This is a genomic window from Skermanella sp. (genome assembly GCF_059503625.1).
On sequence record NZ_JCACHA010000573.1, the window covers coordinates 2546 to 20020 of the forward strand.

The 17475-nt window shown below is 66.6% G+C and carries 15 protein-coding genes; 9 read left to right on the forward strand and 6 right to left on the reverse strand.

What is annotated here, in order from left to right:
* On the reverse strand, positions 1 to 503 hold a 503-nt coding region (locus tag AC5JJ6_RS13610; protein WP_496042566.1), incomplete at its 3' end, for a phosphoadenylyl-sulfate reductase.
* Positions 504 to 727: 224 nt separating this feature from the next.
* Here AC5JJ6_RS13610 and AC5JJ6_RS13615 point away from each other — a divergent pair.
* From AC5JJ6_RS13615 to selD, 4 genes are all read left to right on the forward strand, one after another.
* On the forward strand, positions 728 to 2503 hold the full coding sequence (locus AC5JJ6_RS13615; protein ID WP_496042567.1) for an NADPH-dependent assimilatory sulfite reductase hemoprotein subunit: 1776 nt from the start codon (positions 728 to 730) through the stop codon (positions 2501 to 2503).
* 1 nt (position 2504) lies between these two features.
* A complete protein-coding gene (locus tag AC5JJ6_RS13620) occupies positions 2505 to 3065 on the forward strand; it encodes a precorrin-2 dehydrogenase/sirohydrochlorin ferrochelatase family protein (RefSeq protein WP_044429885.1) in 561 nt (186 codons plus the stop codon).
* A 138-nt stretch (positions 3066 to 3203) separates the two neighbouring features.
* Complete coding sequence (locus AC5JJ6_RS13625; RefSeq protein ID WP_496042568.1) at positions 3204 to 3983, forward strand: hypothetical protein; 780 nt, start codon at positions 3204 to 3206, stop codon at positions 3981 to 3983.
* Positions 3984 to 4070: 87 nt separating this feature from the next.
* Entirely contained in the window at positions 4071 to 6209 is a 2139-nt protein-coding gene (gene selD, locus AC5JJ6_RS13630) for a selenide, water dikinase SelD (RefSeq protein ID WP_496042569.1), read from the forward strand.
* A 192-nt stretch (positions 6210 to 6401) separates the two neighbouring features.
* Here the strand turns inward: selD and AC5JJ6_RS13635 are convergent, their stop codons facing one another.
* Positions 6402 to 6650, reverse strand: a complete 249-nt coding sequence (locus AC5JJ6_RS13635; RefSeq protein ID WP_496042570.1) for a hypothetical protein — start codon at positions 6648 to 6650, stop codon at positions 6402 to 6404.
* A gap of 220 nt (positions 6651 to 6870) precedes the next feature.
* On the opposite strand from AC5JJ6_RS13635, the gene AC5JJ6_RS13640 reads away from it, so the two are divergent.
* From AC5JJ6_RS13640 to AC5JJ6_RS13655, 4 genes are all read left to right on the forward strand, one after another.
* A complete protein-coding gene (locus AC5JJ6_RS13640; protein WP_496042571.1) occupies positions 6871 to 7248 on the forward strand; it encodes a hypothetical protein in 378 nt (125 codons plus the stop codon).
* Positions 7245 to 10376 carry a DEAD/DEAH box helicase gene (locus AC5JJ6_RS13645; RefSeq protein WP_496042572.1) on the forward strand — a complete coding sequence of 1044 codons (3132 nt, stop codon included), beginning with the start codon at positions 7245 to 7247 and terminating at the stop codon, positions 10374 to 10376. The genes AC5JJ6_RS13640 and AC5JJ6_RS13645 overlap by 4 nt, the downstream gene beginning before the upstream one ends.
* Positions 10377 to 10398: 22 nt before the next feature.
* On the forward strand, positions 10399 to 11232 hold the full coding sequence (locus AC5JJ6_RS13650; protein WP_496042573.1) for an SWIM zinc finger family protein: 834 nt from the start codon (positions 10399 to 10401) through the stop codon (positions 11230 to 11232).
* Positions 11233 to 11308: 76 nt separating this feature from the next.
* A complete protein-coding gene (locus tag AC5JJ6_RS13655; RefSeq protein WP_496042574.1) occupies positions 11309 to 11887 on the forward strand; it encodes a pyridoxamine 5'-phosphate oxidase family protein in 579 nt (192 codons plus the stop codon).
* Here AC5JJ6_RS13655 and AC5JJ6_RS13660 read toward each other — a convergent pair.
* The 4 genes from AC5JJ6_RS13660 to AC5JJ6_RS13675 all read right to left on the reverse strand — a co-directional run bounded on the left by AC5JJ6_RS13660 (position 11850) and on the right by AC5JJ6_RS13675 (position 17072).
* A complete protein-coding gene (locus AC5JJ6_RS13660; protein ID WP_496042575.1) occupies positions 11850 to 13424 on the reverse strand; it encodes a Fic family protein in 1575 nt (524 codons plus the stop codon). The genes AC5JJ6_RS13655 and AC5JJ6_RS13660 overlap by 38 nt on opposite strands.
* A 130-nt stretch (positions 13425 to 13554) precedes the next feature.
* Positions 13555 to 15513: a molybdopterin biosynthesis protein gene (locus tag AC5JJ6_RS13665; RefSeq protein WP_496042576.1), complete on the reverse strand. Its 1959-nt coding sequence runs from the start codon at positions 15511 to 15513 to the stop codon at positions 13555 to 13557.
* 21 nt (positions 15514 to 15534) lie between these two features.
* The gene (locus AC5JJ6_RS13670; protein ID WP_496042577.1) at positions 15535 to 15873 is read right to left on the reverse strand and encodes a YnfA family protein; all 339 of its coding nucleotides are present in this window, start codon (positions 15871 to 15873) and stop codon (positions 15535 to 15537) included.
* Positions 15873 to 17072 (reverse strand): molybdopterin molybdotransferase MoeA, encoded by a 1200-nt coding sequence (locus AC5JJ6_RS13675; RefSeq protein ID WP_496042578.1) that lies wholly within the window; start codon positions 17070 to 17072, stop codon positions 15873 to 15875. Before AC5JJ6_RS13675 ends, AC5JJ6_RS13670 begins: the two co-directional genes overlap by 1 nt.
* A gap of 146 nt (positions 17073 to 17218) precedes the next feature.
* Between AC5JJ6_RS13675 and modA the strand changes: the two genes are divergently transcribed.
* A partial coding sequence (gene modA, locus AC5JJ6_RS13680) for a molybdate ABC transporter substrate-binding protein (protein ID WP_496042579.1) occupies positions 17219 to 17475 on the forward strand: 257 nt, incomplete at its 3' end.

The following is a 17475-nucleotide window of genomic DNA, read 5'->3' on the forward strand; positions in this document are numbered from 1 at the left end:
TTGATCTTGCCGTCCACATCCAGTTCGATACCGGACAGGGCGGCACGGGTGGAAGCCTGGAAGCGCTTGCGCCCCGTGATCCAGGCGTCGAACCCCTTGAGCGCCCGTTCCAGGGGAATGGTCTTGCGGACATGGCAACAGGCGTCGGGCCGGGATTGCCACAGCAAGCCTTCCGGATCTGCGGCCTTCAGTTCGACCGGATCGGGTTCGACCGTGCGGACGTCGGTCAGCCCGAGCTTCTTGATCAGGGTATCGCGATAGCGCAACGTTTCCCCGAACAGCTTGCCGGTATCCAGGAAGACGACCGGAATACCGGGATCGATCTCCGCCGCGAGGGCCAGCAGGACGGCTGCCTCGGTCCCGAACGAAGAAACCAACGCGATTTTCCTGTGGAATTCCAGCTCGATCATCGGGCGTAGGAGATCGCTGCCGGAAAGCCCGTCGTAGCGAGCCTGAAGGGCCGAAAAGTCCGTTGCTTGCTGAGTTTCCGCCAGTTCGATCATGGCTCGGTTCGATCCAAAAACAGTTGCGAGTCTTCTCATCTCGCAATTGCAATCTAGCGATCTCCCCGTGATTATGCAATGCGTTTAACATGCGACACTGAGTCAATGCAGGTTTTCACACATGAAAAGTGTGTTGAATTCTGCGGAAGAGCTCACTTTATAACACGGACCGCAGAACGACCTGTCTATTCCCCTGTCTATTCCAGTGAACAAGCAGCTTTGCCATGTCAGAGAATTCCAGCCTTCCTCCAACCGCCAAACCGACTGCGCAACCCGCCAAACCGTCGCAAGTCGAAGGCGTCAAGCAGGCAAGCGTGCTCCTCCGAGGCAGCATTCGGCAGACCTTGAACAGCGATTCCATAAAGTTCAGTGAAGATGAATACAATCTTCTTAAATTTCACGGGACTTATCAGGGATACGATCGCGACTCCGCGACCGAGCTGAAGCAACAGAAGGCGGAGAAGAAATGGGAATTCATGGTCCGCGCCCGGATTCCGGCGGGACGCCTGACGGCGCGTCAATACCTCGATCTGGATGATCTTGCCGGCCGCCGCGCGAATAATACGCTGCGCATCACGACCCGGCAGGCGATCCAGTTCCACGGCGTCATCAAGGACGACCTGAAATCCGCGATCGCCGAGATCAACCGGACCATGATCACGACGCTGGGCGCCTGCGGCGACGTGGTCCGCAACGTCACGGCCCAGCCCGCTCCCGTCCGCAGCCCGGTCAACGAACGGCTGGCGGCCGATGCGAAACGCATATCGGACCATCTCCTGCCGCATACCCGCGCCTATCACGAGATCTGGCTGGACGGGGAGAGGCTCGATGACGGTGAGCCCGAGTCCGAGCCGCTCTACGGCTCCACGTATCTGCCCCGCAAGTTCAAGATCGGCTTGGCCACGCCGGACGACAATTCGGTCGACGTGCTGACCAACGACCTCGGCATCGTGGCGCTGTTCGACGGCGACCGGCTTACCGGCTACAACTTCGCGGTCGGCGGCGGTCTCGGCATGACGCACAACAAGCCGGCGACATACCCCCGGCTGGCGAGCTTCGTCGCCTTCGTCGAGCCGGACGACCTGATTCCGGCAATCGAGGCCGTGGTGGCCGTCCAGCGCGATTACGGAGACCGGACGAACCGGCGCCACGCCCGTCTGAAATACACCATCGACAAGCGCGGCCTCGACTGGTTCAAGGGCGAGATAGAGCGGGAACTCGGCCATCCGCTGGAGGATCCGCGCCCGATGCCGCCGTTCAAGGTGGTCGACCATCTGGGCTGGCATCCCCAGGGCGACGGGCGCTGGTATCTCGGCCTGCCGGTTCCCAGCGGGCGCATCCAGGATGCCGGACCGGTGACGTTGCGCACGGGCCTGCGCGAGGTCGTAAGATCGTTCGAACCGGCGCTGATCCTGATGCCGACCCAGGACCTGATCCTGGCGGATATCGTGGACGGCGACCGGGAAGCGATCGAAGCGGCCCTGCGCGGCCACGGCGTCAAGCTCGCATCGGACCTGCTGCCGGTCCATCGCTGGTCGATGGCCTGCCCGGCACTGCCGACCTGCGGCCTGGCGCTGACGGAGGCGGAGCGTATCCGCACACCCATGATCGACGCCATCGCCGAGGTGATGGCACGCTATGGCTTGGCGCAGGAACGCCTGAGCATCCGCATCACCGGCTGCCCGAACGGCTGCGCCCGGCCCTATGCCGGCGATATCGGGCTGGTCGGCCGCATGCCGGGGTATTTCGCGCTCTACGCCGGCGGTGATTTCGAAGGGACGCGGTTGAACTGGAGACTGCTCGACCGTGTTCCTGAAAACGACGTCGCGGAGACACTGGCCCCGCTCTTCGCGGAGTTCGCCAGGACCTGGAATACCGGGGAAGGCTTCGGCGATTTCCTGTATCGTCTCGGGCTGGACCGGGTGACGGCGCTGGTGTCGAAAGATGCCGGAGCCGCTATCCCGGGCAAGGCGGAACGCAAGCTGGTGGAGGCTATCTGACGTGTTTCCCATCGTCCTCGACCTGGAGATCGTTCCGGTGGCGCTGGTCGGCTCAGGCCCGCTGGCGACGAAGCGGCTGACGCAGTTCATCCAGGCCGGGGCGCGGCGGCTGACCGTCTTTTCGGAAAGCGACGACACGGCGCTGGCGGCGCTGGCGGGCGAGCGGCTGATCCGCCGACTGCCGACGGACGAGGATCTGGCGGCTTTCCAGGTAATCTACATCGTCGATATCGAGCCCGGCGTCGCCGCCGGGATGGCGGCACGCTGCCGGGCGCTGGGGCGGCTGGTCAATGTCGAGGACGTCAAGCCGCTCTGCGACTTCCACACGCCGTCGCAGGTCCGGCGCGGCGACCTGCTGCTGTCGATCTCGACCGGCGGCCGCAGCCCCGGCCTTGCCCAGCGGCTCCGCCGCTACCTGGAAGACCTGTTCCAGCCGGACTGGGAAGACCACCTGGACGAGCTGTCGCGGGCGCGCGACGGATGGCGGGCCGAGGGCGCCGACATGGAAACCGTCGTCCGCCGCACCGTCGAGATGATCGAGGAGCGCGGCTGGCTGCGCTGATATGCCTTTTAGCGTAGCCCTTATACCTTTTATATACGTCTAAGCTGTAGGCAAAGGTCCGGCACGTCCGTCGAGTAGAGCGGACGATGCCGGGCCGGCCCGATCCCGTGCCGGCCGATATCCATTCAGGCAAGGCACATGGATATGGGCAAAATTCTTCGCGCGGCGCTGGCCGCTGGGTTCTCCGTCTTCGCCGGCACGGCATCGGCCGCTTCTCCCGATGGGGCCGACCCCCAGAAGCGGTTCATCGAGGCGATCTCCGACGCGGCGGTGCCAACCCCGGCCAAGATCGACGATCACCTGATTCCGATCCGGCGCGACAACACGGCATTGCGCTGGGAAAACGACAGCCCGGATGCACGGGTCAAGGTGGTGTCCTGGATGTCGGAAGATGCGTTCCAGCGCTACTATTCGCAGCCGGAGGACCTGCCGGCCGACAAATCGGCGCCGCCGAGCTGGGGCACGATGATGTGGGTGACGGCCGTCCCGCAGGTGCGCGACTTCTGCCGCGCCCTGGGCACCCGCGACAACGCCGCGATCACCAACCGCCTGCTTCAGCTCATCGGACTGCCGCCGACCGGCAAGAACGCCCGCTTCGTCGAGATGTGGGTATCGCCCAAGGACATGATGCGCCCCTGCCCCGACCGCGAGGTGGACGACAACCGCTGCGAAGTGGATGCCGCAAGCGACGTAGACGATTACAGGACGTGGTTCACCGGCAACTTCGCCAAGTCCTACAGCGTTTCGGGTGCGCCCTGGACACGGCTGGGGTACACCTACGACTGGGCTCCGGCCAGCGATACCGCGAACCCGCAGAAGCCGAAGGGCGTCAGCGAGTTCATCCTGAGGCCCGGCGCGCCGTACACGATCTCCGGGCGCTTCACGACCCTGGAATATTGCGGCCGTCCAGCTAGCTAAGCCTGTCGGGGTCGACCGACTCCTGAGCTGGTCGGGCGACCCCTCGATTGCCGATGCCGGAGTGACGAATTGCGACAGGTGGAGCCCGTGACGAGGGAGCTGGTGCTGGTCGGGGGTGGCCATTCCCACGTTCAGGTGCTGAAGAGCTTCGGCATGAAGCCGGTTGGCGGCGTCCGGCTGACGCTGGTGGCCCGGGATGTCGAGACGCCGTATTCCGGCATGCTGCCCGGCTTCATCGCCGGGCACTACGATCACGACGCCTGCCACATCGACGTGATGAAGCTGGCCGGCTTCGCCGGTGCCCGGCTGATCCATGCGGAAGCGGTCGGGATCGACCGGACGGCGCGGACGGTCCATCTGCGCGACCGCCCTCCCATCCGCTACGACCTGCTGTCGCTCGACATCGGATCGACGCCCAGGGCGCATGACGTGCCGGGTGCGGCCGAGCACGCGACGCCGGTCAAGCCGGTGGACAGGCTGGCCGGGCGCTGGGCCGCCCTGGTGGAACGGGTCTCGGCGGCGGACGGGCCGCTCGATATCGTCGTGGTCGGCGGCGGTGCTGCGGGTGTCGAACTGGCGCTGTCGATCGACCACCGGTTCAGGACCGCCCGGTTCCGGCCGCGCGTAGCCCTGGCGACCCTTGGCCAAATGCTGTCCGGACACACCGACCGGGTACGCGCCGCCTTCCGGCGCGTCGTGCGGGAACGCGGCGTCGCCGTCCACGAGGACGCCGAGGTCGTCAGGGTCGAGCCGGAAGCGCTGCTCTGCGCCGGCGGACGGCGCATCCGCTTCGACGAGGCGCTGTGGGCCGTCCAGGCCGGGGCGGCGCCGTGGCTGCGGGAAACCGGTCTCCAGCTGGACGACAAGGGCTTCGTCGCGGTCGGCGCGACGCTGCGCTCGGTCAACGATCCCCGGATATTCGCGGTCGGCGACGTCGCCTCGGTGCTGCCCTACCCGCGCGAGAAGGCCGGCGTGTTCGCCGTTCGGCAGGGACCGCCGCTGACCGCAAACCTGCGCCGCGCGCTGGCGGGAGAGGCCTTGCGGCCCTTCGAGCCGCAGACGAAGTTCCTGAAGCTGATCACGACCGGCGACAAGCATGCCGTCGCCTCGCGCGGCAGCCTTTCGGCGGAGGGGCGCTGGGTCTGGCGGCTGAAGGACTGGATCGACCGCCGGTTCATGGACAAGTTCCAGAACGTGCCGGCCATGCCTCCCGGCAGGGCGGCGGCCCCCATGGACATGCGTTGCGCCGGCTGCAGCGCCAAGGTGCCGTCGCGCCTGCTCCGCCGCGTGCTGGACAGGCTGGCTCCGGATGGGCTGGACGCCGGCGACGACGCGGCGGTGCTGAGTCCTCCCGACGACGGCGGACTGATGGTGCAGACCGTCGATTTCTTCCGCGCCTTCACCAGCGATCCCTACCTGTTCGGCCGGATCGCGGCCAACCACGCGCTGGGCGACATCCACGCGATGGGCGCCGAGCCTCGAACTGCGCTCGCCATCGCCTGCGTTCCGCCGGCCGGCGCCGAAATCGTCGAGGACGATCTGTTCCAGATGCTGCGTGGCGGCCTGGACGTCCTGGAGCAGGCGGGAGCCCGGCTGGTCGGCGGCCATAGCGCCGAAGGGCCGGAGCACGCCCTCGGATTCACGATCAGCGGTTCGGTCGCACCCGACCGCATCCTGCGCAAAGGCGGCTTGAAGCCCGGCGACCGGCTGATCCTGACCAAACCGCTGGGGACGGGCGTGCTTCTGGCCGCCGCGATGAGGGGCGAAGCGAAGGCGCGCTGGATCGTGGCGGCGCTGGCGTCGATGGGACAGTCTTCGGGACAGGCCGCGCGCTGCCTCGGCGATCACGGCGCCACCGCCTGCACCGATGTCACCGGCTTCGGCCTGATCGGTCATCTGGCGGAGATGGCGCAGGCATCCGATGTCGATGTCCGGATCGACCCGGACGTGGTGCCTGCTTTGGGCGGCGCATCGGAAATGCTGGAGACCGGACTTCGCAGCACCCTGCATTCCGGCAATGCCGAAGCGGAAGGCCTCGCCGGCGGAAAAACCCCGGAGCTTCTCTACGACCCTCAGACGGCGGGCGGATTGCTGGCCGGAGTTCCGGAGGCCGCGGCTGGCGCCTGCATCGACGCCCTGGTGGCGGCAGGGTATGCCCGGGCGGCCGTTATCGGGATCGTCGAGCCCATGACCGGTATCGCACCGGCGATAAGACTGGGGCGATAAGACTGGGGCGATAAGACTGGGGCGATAAGACTGTGTAAATGCCGGCTGGGAAGCGATACGGCGAATATTCGAGCGCGGCCGGAACTTACCGGCGTTTCAGCCGGTTCTCGTCCGTGAGCGCCGGTCCATCGAGGACCTGCCCCGACACCGCCCGGCGGGAATGGTATCCGCCGGGGCTGTCGGACGGCTTCATTACTCCGAAGCGGCCTCTGTGGTTTCGGCGACCTTCTGGCCGTCCGCTTCCTGGTCGCCCGCTTCCTGTGTAGCTTCCTCGGGCTTGGCTTCGGCTTTCTTCGGACGGCGGCGATACTGGTTCTTGTAAACCACTTCTTCCGACGGGCCGGGTGGGCATTGGGTCACCTTGTTGCCCTTGGCGATATACTCGTCGATCAGAGAGTTGAGATCGTTCGTTGATCCAACCTGACTTTTATAGGATTTCATTGCTCTTCCTTGTCTCGACGAGGACGAAAACGCAAACCGCTGATGACGCGCGGCTTCATCAGCCCATAGTTAACATATTAACAGATTGGGGTTCGATGGGTTGCCTGAAAGGGCACTCACCGCAAATACGGGAGAGATCCGATCGATCGGATGACCCGCTATTGATTCCGTCCGGCGGAAACCGCACCATTGGCCGACCCTTCCCCGTACCCGATTTGCCATGGCCGATGACTTGAGACGGCGCCTGATCGCCCTGTACGCCGAACTTGGTGCCCATACCGAACCGGAATGCGCCGGCAGCCGCTGCGCCAAGCCCTTGTCCTGCTGCGCGCCGATGTACTGCGATCTGGCCGCCGATTTCGCGCGCGAGCACTGGGGCGTCAGGCTGGAGCCGGGCTGGCATCCTACCCTGCCCTTCATGGGACCGGCCGGCTGCACCGTAGCCCCGCACCTGCGCCCGATCTGCACCGCCCACACCTGCGAGGTCAACGAGCAAGGCTGCAAGAAGGGTGACGAAGCCTGGACGGACCGTTACTACGGCCTTATCGAGGAGATCGGACGGATCGAGGAGCTGGTCCTGGGCAAGCGAGGGATATGAGCGTCTTTTTCCATGCGGCCTTCGATGCCGGCCGGCTGTGGCTGTGGGGCGAGACGGCGCGGGCTACCGCCGTGCCGCTTCCTCCGCCGCGCGGACGTAAACCCCGGCAACCGAGGGCGCTGTTCAACCCGTTCGACATCGGCGCCGAAGCGCTGGACGAGATCGCGGGACTGATGGACCTCGCAGCCGACGTGGACCGTGCAACGCTCTGGCTGCCGTCCACGGCGGAGGGGCCGGTCGCTTCCAGCCCGCTGGTCGAGGAGCCACCGGAACAGCCGGGCGATGTCACCCTCCAGCCGTGGGAGACCACGGCGCTGGGCCTGGAAGCGGCCGACATCGTCAAGCTGCTGACCGAATGCCCGTCCGACCGTACCTTCGGTCCCGGCCTGTTCGCCGCCGCCGATCTGGTCTACTGGACTATGGCGCTCCGCTTCGCCGGAGCCATCGTGGCGCGCGGGGCGGTGCTGCCCGATCTGGTCATGAATGCCGACGGTAGCGCCTTCGCCAGATGGCGGCCTGCTTTCCTGGGGCGCGACGCGCAGGCGCTGGCCCGGCTGGCGCATGCCATGCCGGACGCGGCGCGTTCGGCCGGAACGGTCGCGGCGGCGCCGGACACGGGGCCGGCTACGGTGCTGGCGGAGTTCGTCGCCCTGATGGCGGACGGGCTGATCCGGCGGGAGCCGGCTGCGCTGCCGAAACCGTCGAGGGCAACACTGGACGACCGCTGGCTGGCAGCGCTGACGGGTGACGACGCCTCCCTGAAGGCCGGCGCACCCGATATCCGCGAGTTCGCGCAGCGGATCGGGCAGTGGCGCCGCCCGGTCGCCGTGACGGCGGGAAGTCCGGTCCGGCTGTGCTTCCGGCTGGAGGAACCGCTGGTCCTCACCGATCCGAACGACGGCCAGGAAGACGGCGAGGACGGCCAGAACGCCACGGCCGTCGTGAACCCGGCCGGCCCGTGGATGGTGCGCTTCCTGCTCCAGCCCCATGACGACCCCAGCCTGCTGGTACCCGCCGCCGACCTGTGGGACGGCGGCGGCAGCGAACTGGCGCGGCTGACCGGTGGCAAGGCGGACCTGAAGGAGTTCCTGCTGCTGTCGTTCGCCCAGGCCGGCCGGCTGTGTCCGCCGGTCGAGACCAGCCTGAAGCGCGGCATTCCCGAGGGGTTCGAGACCGATGCCACCGGCGCCGTCGATTTCCTGACGAAATACGCCGCCGGGCTGGAGCAGGCGGGCTTCGGCGTGCTGCTGCCGTCGTGGTGGACGGCCAAGGGGACCAAGACCCGGATCAGCGCCCGCGCCAAGGTCCGGACATCCAAGATGCAGGGCGGCAGCGGCCTGTCGCTGGACGAGCTGGTCAAGTTCGACTGGGAAGTGGCGCTGGGCGACCAAAAGCTGTCGGCTCAGGACCTGATGGCGCTGGCCCGGCTGAAGACCCCGCTGGTCCGGGTGCGTGGCCAGTGGGTGCTGCTGGACGCCGCCGAGATCAAGGAGGCGGCAGCGCGCCTCAAGCGGCGGGGCGAACAGGCCACCGTCCGCGATCTGGTGCGTATGGCGCTGGGCGGCAGCGACGACAGCGATATCGGGGGCATCGCCGCCGAAGGCTGGATCGACGAGTTGCTGAGCCGCCTGACCGGCAAGCACCCGATCGAAGACCTGCCCCCGCCCAAGGGGCTGGACGCCACCCTGCGGCCCTATCAGGCCCGGGGATATTCCTGGCTGTCCTTCCTGCGGCGCTGGGAGCTGGGTGCCTGCCTTGCCGACGACATGGGTTTGGGCAAGACGATCCAGACGCTGGCCCTGATCCAGCACGACCGGGAGACGGCATCGTCCAGGCCCACCGTGCTGCTGGTCTGCCCGACCTCGGTCGTCGGCAACTGGCAGCGGGAAGCGGCGCGCTTCGCGCCCAGGCTCAAGGTCATGATCCACCACGGCGCCGCCCGGACCAAGACCGCCACCGAGCTTCGCCGTGAATGCCGCCGCCACGACCTTGTCGTCACCAGCTATTCCCTGCTCCAGCGCGACGCGGAAGCGCTGAAGTCGGTGCCATGGACGGGCGTGGTCCTGGACGAGGCGCAGAACATCAAGAACCCGGAAACCCGGCAGGCCAAGGCCGCCCGCGCGATGAAATCCGGCTACAGGGTCGCGCTGACCGGCACGCCGGTCGAGAACAACGTGGGCGATTTGTGGTCGCTGATGGAGTTCCTGAACCCCGGCTTCCTCGGCACCCAGACCGCCTTCAAGCGCAACTTCTTCGTGCCGATCCAGACGAGACGCGATGAGGACGCCATCAACCGGCTGAAGAGCCTGACCGGCCCCTTCGTGCTGCGCCGGCTGAAGACGGACAAGTCGATCATCGACGACCTGCCCGAAAAGCTGGAGATGAAGGTGTTCTGCACCCTGACCAAGGAACAGGCGTCGCTCTACGCCGCCGTGGTCGAGGAACAGCTTAACGAGCTTGAGCAAGCCGACGGCATCCAGCGCCGGGGCATGGTGCTGGCGACGCTGGCCAAGCTGAAGCAGGTCTGCAACCATCCGGCCCAGTTCCTGGGCGACAACACGGCGATCGAAGGCCGCTCCGGCAAGCTGGCCCGGCTGACCGAGATGCTGGAGGAAGTGCTGGCGGTGGGCGAGAAGGCGCTGGTCTTCACTCAGTTCACCGAGATGGGCGACATGATCCAGCGCCACCTTCAGGAGAACTTCGGGCGGGAAGTGATCTTCCTCCACGGCGGGGTGCCCAAGGCCAAGCGCGACCGGATGGTCGAGCGCTTCCAGAACGGCGGCCCGGATGGCGAGGACGGCCCGCCGATCTTCCTGCTGTCGCTGAAGGCGGGCGGCACCGGCCTGACGCTGACGGCGGCGAACCATGTCTTCCACTATGACCGCTGGTGGAACCCCGCCGTCGAGAACCAGGCGACCGACCGTGCCTTCCGGATCGGCCAGACCAAACAGGTGCAGGTCCATAAGTTCATCTGCGCCGGCACGCTGGAGGACAAGATCGACGAGATGATCGAGGCCAAGAAGAGCGTCGCCGAGGCCATCGTCGGCGCCGGCGAGGACTGGCTGACCGAACTGAACACGTCGCAGCTCCGCGACCTGCTATCCTTGAGCCGCGAAGCGGTCGGTTGAGGCTGAGGGAGGGCACACCGTCATGTCCTGGTACGAATGGGGACCGACCCGCCCGCGCGAGGCGAAGGGCGGCATCAAGGCCAGAAACAAGCGCGGCGCCTTCGCCGAGAGCTGGTGGGGCCGGCGCTGGCTTGAGGTGCTGGAGTCCTTCAACATCGGCGAACGGCTCGGCCGGGGCCGGACCTATGCCCGCAAGGGGCAGGTGCTCGACCTGAAGATCGATCCGGGGCTGGTCCACGCCAAGGTGCAGGGATCGAGACCGCGTCCCTATACCGTGACGATCGAGATGAAGCCGCTGACCGAAGCACAGTGGGAAAAGGTCGGCAAGGCGGTATCCGACAACACCTGGAGCGCCGCCCGCCTGATCTCCGGCGAGATGCCGGAAACCCTGGAAGACACCTTCAAGTCGGCGGGAGTGCCGCTGTTCCCGTCAAAACTCGGGGATTTATCCACCGAATGCTCCTGCCCCGACTGGTCGAACCCGTGCAAGCACGTCGCCGCCGTCTACTATCTGCTGGCCGAAAGCTTCGACAACGATCCCTTCCTGCTGTTCCGCCTGCGCGGCAAGTCCCGCGACGAATTCGTGGGCCTGCTCGGCGGGATGGCGAAAGCCGCCGCGATCGAGGCGCCGCCGGTCCCGCCGCAACCGCTCAAACCCGACGCCTCAGCCTTCTGGCAGGGCCGCCCCGTTCCCGCCGACCTCTACGGCGCCGCATCCCTGCCCGACGCGCCGACGGTACTGGCGGCGACGCTTGGTCCCTTGCCGTTCTGGCGCGGCGAGGCGGACTTCCTGGATGTGGTGAATGCCAGGGTGGGCAAGGCAGCGGTCATTGGCAGAAAGCTTGTGGAACGGTAGCAGGCGCCAAAGCTTGTATGGAATATCTCTCCATTATAGCTTTCACGAGAAACCTTTAACGAAAGCGTCCGGCACCATGGCGAAGCAGTTCCCCCACATCACCGACGCGCACCGGGATTTCATCTCGCGGCAATACGTCTTCTTCACCGCGTCGGCGGCGGAGGGAACCCGCGTCAACCTGTCGCCCAAGCCGACCAGCGCCTTCCGCGTGATTGGGGACAACAGCGTCGCATACCTGGACCGCACCGGCAGCAGCAACGAGACGGCGGCGCACCTGCTGGCCGACGGACGGCTGACGATCATGTTCTGCGCCTTCGAAGGAGCGCCGCTGATCCTCCGCCTCTACGGCCTGGGGCGGGTGCTTCACCGCGACACCGGCGAATACAAGGCGCTGCTGGCCGACGCCTTCGGCGAGGAACCGCTTGGCGCCCGCCAGATCGTGCTGCTGGACGTCGATCTGGTCCAGACCTCCTGCGGCTTCGGCGTCCCCCTGTTCGACTACCACGGCGAACGCCACAACCTCGACCGCTGGGCCGAGGCGAAGGGCGAAGAGGGTCTGGCGGCCTACCGGCTGGAAAAGAACGCCCGCAGCATGGACGGCCTGCCGACCGGCCTGTTCAGCGAGGAGCCGGCGGAAGCGGATCTTCCGGGCTGACATCATTCTTGGCTGGGCTGGCCTCTCGCACGATGGCCTCCAGCGCGTCGATCTCCGCTGCGGTGAGTTCGGGGAACAGTCTGGCGCGCTTGTCGGCGCCGATTTGTCCATTCTGCATCACCAGCTTGACGAACTGGGCGGCCTTGCGGTTCGGCATGTCGATCCGGTCCATCACCGCCTTTATCGCGCGGTCGAATAGTTCGACGAACAGGACTTCGTCCCGAAGGTCCCTGCGCACCGTTTCGATGACGCAATCGTACAGGTATTCGGCCTGCGGCGTGGCGTCGAAGTAGCGGTAAAGATAATCGGTCCGGTTCTTGACGACGATAGCCGGTCCAATGTCAGTATCTCCGGAACCCGCGCCGCCATCCTGCCATTTCCAATCGATATGTGAAGCGATCGCCCTGGAGAACCGTTCGAGAGCGGCATCGTAGGCGGCCTGATTGCGCACGATAGCCGCCGAGACCGGGAACAGGACGCCGGGCGGCGTGAAGCCGGTCTCGTCCAGCATGTGGTGGATCAGGTAACGGTGGATGCGCCCATTGCCGTCATCGAAGGGATGGATGAACACGAAGGCGAAGGAAATCACCGCCGCCGCCAGCACTGGATCGATATCGGCACCCTTCAACCTGTTCACCAAGGCCGCGAAGCCGCCCATCAGCGAGTGCAGATCCTCGGGCTTGGGGCAGATGAAATGCACGATCTCCCGGTGGTCCGAGATCGTCTCGCCAACGAAATTCTGGAAATCGCGCCATCCGGAAGCGGCGTATCGCGGATCAACGATGACGTTCTGAAGGCGGGTCTGGTCCGCCTCGCTGGTCGGATCGAAGTCCCGCATCGACCTCAGCGCATCGATGAATCGGTCCGCCTTCGATCCGCTGGCGACCTCCCCTTCCAGGGCGAAGGTTTCCCGCGTCTCCTTGGTGTAGAGATAGTTGACGGCTTTGGCCAGGATATGGGGATCGCATTCCCGGACCAGTCCCGCCGCCTCGGCCCCGATCTCCGATTTCAGGTACGCCTCGATCCGTGACGTCCGGCGGATGATCGGACATAAGGCGGGCGTGCCGAGAAGGTTGTTCGTGACGCGATGCCGCCGGGACGGCTCACCGGTGATGGTCACGTGCTTTCCCGGATCGAGCGCCGGAGCGTAGCCGACGGGGCCGGCATCGGAGAGGTCGAGCCGGTCGCCAGCCAGCCACTCATAGAAGAACCAGCCACGGCGGGCATATACGCCGTTGGGTTCTCGGCGGACCCAATCTTCGAGTTCCGCCTTCGCCATATGCTCGAAGGCCAGACGCAGGACCGCGAGATCCGTCGGCTCGTAGCGCAGGGCGAACTTCAAGTCCATCGCCGCCGTGTCGCCGTAGTCGTATGATGGGAGATAGTGGTCGATGGAGCGATGGGCCTCCACCACCTGCCGCCTCTGGCCGCTGCCGACGATGGAGACTACAGCGAGGTGCGGAACTGGGAGGCCGAAGCGAACGACCAGACCCATCTGACCGGTATAACGTTCTCCGGCACGCAGGTTGTCCGGCATCATGACCTCAAGACGTCCACAGGAAGGTTCACGATACGCCTGCCCACCATAAAAATCTTCACGGCTCCGCGAAAATCTTCAAGAATGGGCGATTCTTCTCAAAAACATTCACGGCGAACTGCGAGCGGGATTAGACGCTGAAGCCTTTTTCCTCCAGCCAGCGCCCCGTCTCCGGCTCCGCGAGCAGGTCGATGAAGGCACGGACGGCCGGGCGGTTTAGGCGGCTGGTGGGAATGATGAAGTCGTAGTGCTCGGGCTGGAGCGGCAGGAAGCCCAGGCCGTAGTCGGCGGCCACGGTCGAGATCGCCACACCCCAGTCGGCGCGGCCCTGCGCCACGGCTGCTGCTACGGCGTTGTGGGACTTGGCCTGGCCCTGGTAGCCGGGGGGCTTGACGCCGCCGAGCAGGCGGTCGGTCAGGATGCGGGTGCCGCTGCCGGGATTGCGGTTGATCATCAGGCAGTCGGGAAGGCTGGCGACGGCGGCCAGCGCCTGCGGACCGTCGAGGCCTTCGAAGCGCGGATCGCCCTTGCGGAAGACTATCCCTTGCAGCCGCCGGTAGCCGGGGATCAGCGACAGGCCGGGAGCCAGGAAAGGTTCGTTGTAGCGGCCGGTGGCAGGGTCCATCAGGTGGACGGGGGCGAGGTCGCATTCGCCGCGCTTGGCGGCGGTCAGGCCCCCCATGCTGCCGACGTTCAGCACCTTGACGGACACTCCGCGCCGCTGCATCTCGCCCAGCAGATGGTCGAGGCCGACGCAGTGGCTGCCGATCGCGACGAGGTCGGCCGGCTCGACTCCGCGCCCTATGGTCTGGACGGAAACCGCCGTGCCGGCTTCGACGCTTTCCTGGTGCTGCGGAATCGCTACGAAGCCGTCGGCGTGGCTGAAGGCGGTGACCGATCCCGATCCCTTGGCGAGCGGATAGGCCGCCAGACCCTCGTCCGTGCGGACCAGCGACACCATGGAATACTCGGTCCGGCCGCGCTCGGAGGTCAGGCGGATCGGCAGGGTGGCCGGGATCGTCTCCCGCCGCTCGGGCGGCAATCCGGCGAAGGCGCGGATGACCGGGGCGACGAACTCGTGGAACGTGAAGATCGCGGAGGTCGGGAAGCCCGGCAGCACGACCAGCGGCTTGCCCCCGGTCACCGCGAGGCACAGCGGCTTGCCCGGCTTCAGCGCCACGCCATGGACGACGATGCCGGGATCGGTGAAGCGGCTGATGACGCGGTAGCACAGGTCGCCCGCTCCCTTCGACGTGCCGCCCGACAGGATCACCATGTCGCAGGCGAGTCCTTCGTCCACGGCGGCGCTCAAGGCAGCTTCGTCGTCGGGCCGGATGCCCAGTTCGACCGGCTCGCCGCCCAGTTCCCGGACGGCAGCGGCGACGATGGCGCCGTTGCTGTCATAGACCTTGCCCGGAGGCAGCGGGTTGCCGGGCGCCACGATCTCGTCGCCGGTGGACAGGACGGCCACGCGCGGACGGCGGCAGACCTCGACCTTATCGATGCCGACGGCGGCGAGCACGCCGATCTCCCGCGAGGTGACGAGATGGCCGGCGCGCAGCACCGTTTCGCCGCGCGCGATGTCGCTGGCGGCATAGGCGATGAACTGGCCGGGCGCTACGGCGCGGTGGAATTCGATCCGGACTTCCGCGCCCGCGTCGTCGATGACGTCGGTGTGCTCGACCATCACCACGGCGTCGGCGCCGCGCGGGACCATGCCGCCGGTCGCGATCAGGGTGGCGGTGCCGGGCTCGACCGTCACCTCGGGGGCACGTCCGGGCGTCAGCACCTCGGCATTCAGCGTCAGGACGCGGGGCCGTTCCTCCGACGCGCCGACGGTGTCGGCGGAGCGCACCGCGAAGCCGTCGACGCCGGAGCGGTCGAAGCCGGGTACGTCAACGCCGGCGACGATGTCGCGGGCGATCACGCGGCCCAGCGATCCCGCCAGCGTCACGGTTTCCGTCCCGACCGGCCCCAGTTTCAGGTGGCTGTGGAAACGGGCGGTAGCCTCGTCCCTGCCGACCACTTCCAGGAACTGCTCCTGCCGGGCCGCGGCGCGCAGCTTCTCTCTCAGGTCGGGTTCAGACATCGGTCACCTCGGAAATTTCCCTCATGCGCTTCGCGGTCCCAGCAGGATCACCGCGGCGCCCGTCAGACATAGAACTGTTCCGGCCAAGTCCCAACGGTCGGGACGCGTCCCCTCCACCGCCCACAGCCAGCTGAGCGAGGCCGCGATATAGATGCCGCCATAGGCGGCATAGGCGCGGCCGGCGAACTCGGCGTCGATCCGGGTCAGCACCCAGGCGAACGCCGCCAGACTGAGCATACCGGGCGCCAGCCATAAAGCAGATTTTCCAAGCCGAGCCCACGCCCAGAACGAGAAGCAGCCCGCGACCTCGGCCAGCGCCGCCACGACGTACAACAGCAACGCCCCGCCCATGGTCCCCATCAGTCCTTCCAGGAAGGAGCGAACAGGTGGACCGGAACTGCGCTGCCCGCCGGGAAGCCTTCCTGCGCCGCAGGGACAAGGACGAAGCCGTCGGCCAAGACGACCGACGACAGGCTGGTATTGCCGCCGGAGCCGAGCGGCTCGACCCGGCCATCGGCGGTGATCCGGACCCGGCAGAAATCCGCCCAGCCGCCGGGGGAGACGATCTTGCGGGCGGTCGTAAACGCGTGGCGGACGAAGGGAAAGTCCGGAGAGCCACCCGCCAGCCGGCGCACCGCCCGGCCCACCACGATTTCATAAGCGCACAGGCAGGCGGCGGGGCTGCCGGGCAGGACCGCGACGGGGACGCCGGCGGCTTCTCCCAGGGAGGTGCTGTCGGCTGGCCGCAGTGCGATCCCATGGATCGCCAGCGTTCCGGCGCCCGCAAGGGCCTCGGCGGTGCAGTCATTGGCCCCGAGGCCGCTACCGCCGCAGAGGATGACCAGATCGGCGCCGGGCCGGGCGATGAACTCCCGGATCATCACTTCGTCGTCAGGCAGCGGCGGGTGACGCTCCGCTATCCCGCCGTCGCGCGCGACCAGCGCCGCCAGCATCGGCGTATCGAGATCGGTGGACGAATCCAGTTCGCTGCCGACTGCCGCCAGCCGGACCACGGGACGGCGCACCACCGGCACGTCCGTCACGCCGGCCGCCGCCACAAAGGCGGCATCGGCCGGGCGCACCTGCCGGCCAGCCGGCAGCAGGATCGTTCCGGCAGCGATATCGTCGCCGCGACGCTCGATCCCCTCTCCCTCGGCCACTGCCGCGACCAGCTCGACCGTTCCGCCATCGGAACGGGTATGCTCGACAGCGACGACGGCGTCGGTCCCTTCCGGCACCGCATCGCCGGCGGAGACCGGCGACAACGCACCTGCGACTCCGAGCGGGATCGGGTTATAGTCGGACGCGCCGACGCTGTCGGCGGCCCTGATTGCGTAGCCGTCCCGCACCACCCGATCCGCGGCGGGAAGATTACCGCTAGCCACGATTTCCCGCGCCGTAATGCGGCCGACCGCCGCAAACGGCTCGACCGTTTCGGAACCGAGAGCTTGGATGCGGGTATCGATCCACGCCCAGGCCTCGTCGAGGCTGACACGCGCGGCGAATCCACGCATGCGGACGCTGGAAAGTTCATGGGGAGTGGCAGCGGATGGCGTCATGGCCCTATCGTACAGGGGTCGGGCGGGAAAGGAATTTGCAAATAGCGATTTTCTCGTTGTATATGACTCGATACAGCTTAATCGAGAGGGCACCTGACATGAGAGTTTCGACAGGTCTTCCGAACCGGCGGTTCTTTGGAAAAGCCATGCTTGCAGGCGCTGCCCTTGGTCTGCTGATCGGGCTTCCGCTCCAGGCGCGCGCATCGGACAATACCCTGGTGCTGGCCGCCGCCAGCATGAAGGACAGCCTGGAAGAAGTCGCCAAGCTCTATGAACGGGAAACCGGCAGGAAGGTGGCGCTGTCCTTCGCCGCCAGTTCCGCCCTTGCCAAACAGATCGAGCAGCAGGCCCCCGCCGACATCTTCATCTCCGCCGACCTGGATTGGATGGATTATCTCGCCAA

Excerpts from the sequence above, each read along its gene's own strand:
- AC5JJ6_RS13640 (WP_496042571.1), top strand. The coding sequence starts at position 6,871 with ATGGCCGATGACTTGAGACGGCGCCTGATCGCCCTGTACGCCGAACTT.
- AC5JJ6_RS13675 (WP_496042578.1), bottom strand. The coding sequence starts at position 17,072 with ATGACGCCATCCGCTGCCACTCCCCATGAACTTTCCAGCGTCCGCATG.
- AC5JJ6_RS13615 (WP_496042567.1), top strand. The coding sequence starts at position 728 with ATGTCAGAGAATTCCAGCCTTCCTCCAACCGCCAAACCGACTGCGCAA.
- AC5JJ6_RS13635 (WP_496042570.1), bottom strand. The coding sequence starts at position 6,650 with ATGAAATCCTATAAAAGTCAGGTTGGATCAACGAACGATCTCAACTCT.
- AC5JJ6_RS13665 (WP_496042576.1), bottom strand. The coding sequence starts at position 15,513 with ATGTCTGAACCCGACCTGAGAGAGAAGCTGCGCGCCGCGGCCCGGCAG.
- AC5JJ6_RS13650 (WP_496042573.1), top strand. The coding sequence starts at position 10,399 with ATGTCCTGGTACGAATGGGGACCGACCCGCCCGCGCGAGGCGAAGGGC.
- AC5JJ6_RS13655 (WP_496042574.1), top strand. The coding sequence starts at position 11,309 with ATGGCGAAGCAGTTCCCCCACATCACCGACGCGCACCGGGATTTCATC.
- AC5JJ6_RS13645 (WP_496042572.1), top strand. The coding sequence starts at position 7,245 with ATGAGCGTCTTTTTCCATGCGGCCTTCGATGCCGGCCGGCTGTGGCTG.
- AC5JJ6_RS13625 (WP_496042568.1), top strand. The coding sequence starts at position 3,204 with ATGGATATGGGCAAAATTCTTCGCGCGGCGCTGGCCGCTGGGTTCTCC.
- AC5JJ6_RS13670 (WP_496042577.1), bottom strand. The coding sequence starts at position 15,873 with ATGGGGACCATGGGCGGGGCGTTGCTGTTGTACGTCGTGGCGGCGCTG.
- AC5JJ6_RS13660 (WP_496042575.1), bottom strand. The coding sequence starts at position 13,424 with ATGCCGGACAACCTGCGTGCCGGAGAACGTTATACCGGTCAGATGGGT.